This is a genomic window from Prevotella conceptionensis 9403948, assembly GCF_000312305.1.
Lineage (GTDB): Bacteria > Bacteroidota > Bacteroidia > Bacteroidales > Bacteroidaceae > Prevotella > Prevotella conceptionensis.
Genome location: NZ_HE999480.1, coordinates 1 through 1,170 on the forward strand (window position 1 = coordinate 1; position 1,170 = coordinate 1,170).

Below are 1,170 nucleotides of genomic sequence, written 5' to 3' on the forward strand. Positions count from 1 at the left end.
TCTTGCAGAGGGCTGAAAAAACTCCGAAGTCGTTTTTTCTTGGAAGAGAGAATGCCTTGTCTTGAATGCCGGTGATGCCGTGAAACACTAAAATCCAAAGTAAAATGACAAAGAGACATGTGGGGAGACCCTTGAAAAAAGAGAAAGCCAGCCATTGTTGCATGGTTCGGTTTACGGACACGGAGTTTGCGCGTTTCCTGACGCTTTATGAACAGTCAGGTGTCCCGAACAGGGCTGTTTTCATCAAGGCAAGGGTCTTTGATGAGACTTTCCGAGTGATAAAAGTAGATCGTTCACTGCTTGATTACTATCAAAAACTGACGACTTTGTACGGACAATTTCGCAGTGTCGGGGTGAATTATAACCAAGCTGTGGTCGCCTTAAAGAGCAATTTCACCGAGAAAAAAGCCTTTGCGATGCTTGCCCAATTGGAGAAACTGACACTCGAATTGGCGGCTGTCGGAGGCGAAATCGTACATCTAACCCGTGAATTTCAAGAGAAATGGTCGCAAAGATAAACTATGGCAGTTCCCTTTTCGGGGCATTGGCGTACAATGGAGAGAAGGTAAACGAGGGCGTTGCCAAGATTCTGGAGACCAACAAAGTCTTCTCTCCGGCTGATGGGACACACGATATATCCGCCTGTATGCAGGACTTTATGGCATATATGCCGAGTCATGTCCTCACTAAGAAACCGGTTATACACATCTCCTTGAATCCGCATCCCGATGACAGCCTCACCGATGAGCAGTTCTCTGCCATCGCATGGGAGTATATCGAAAAGATGGGCTACGCTAATCAACCCTTTATCGTTTATAAGCATGAAGACATAGACAGGCATCACCTGCATATTGTCACCTTAGCTGTCGATGAACGGGGAAAGAAGATTAACGATGGTAATAATTTCTATACCAGCACCCGTATTCTCAAAGAACTGGAACAGAAGTACGGTTTGATCCCTGCGCAAATGCGGAAGGAAAAAGAAGTGTTTCGCCTGCAAAAAGTCTGCTACGGCGACGGAGAGAATCTTAAAAAGCAACTGGTTTCGGTCATCAGACCGGCAGCGAAATTCTACCACTGTCCGAGTTTTAAGGAATACCGTGCTTTGCTCTCCACCTATAATATATGTGTGGAGGAGGTTAAGGGAGAGATACGCGGAAAAACCTATAT

2 protein-coding genes are annotated in these 1,170 nt (G+C 45.7%); both read left to right on the forward strand.

All coding sequences use genetic code 11. The features are described 5' to 3' along the window. Positions 1-104 precede the first annotated feature (104 nt). The gene (mobA, locus tag BN93_RS15790; RefSeq protein ID WP_004341650.1) at positions 105-518 is read left to right on the forward strand and encodes a conjugal transfer protein MobA; all 414 of its coding nucleotides are present in this window, start codon (positions 105-107) and stop codon (positions 516-518) included. Then, positions 503-1,170 (forward strand): relaxase/mobilization nuclease domain-containing protein (locus BN93_RS15795; RefSeq protein ID WP_019189250.1); only part of this gene is annotated, 668 nt, incomplete at its 3' end. The genes mobA and BN93_RS15795, both read left to right, overlap by 16 nt.

What these genes read in the sequence shown, in the direction of transcription:
- mobA (WP_004341650.1), top strand. Translation starts at nt 105, where the DNA reads ATGACAAAGAGACATGTGGGGAGACCCTTGAAAAAAGAGAAAGCCAGC.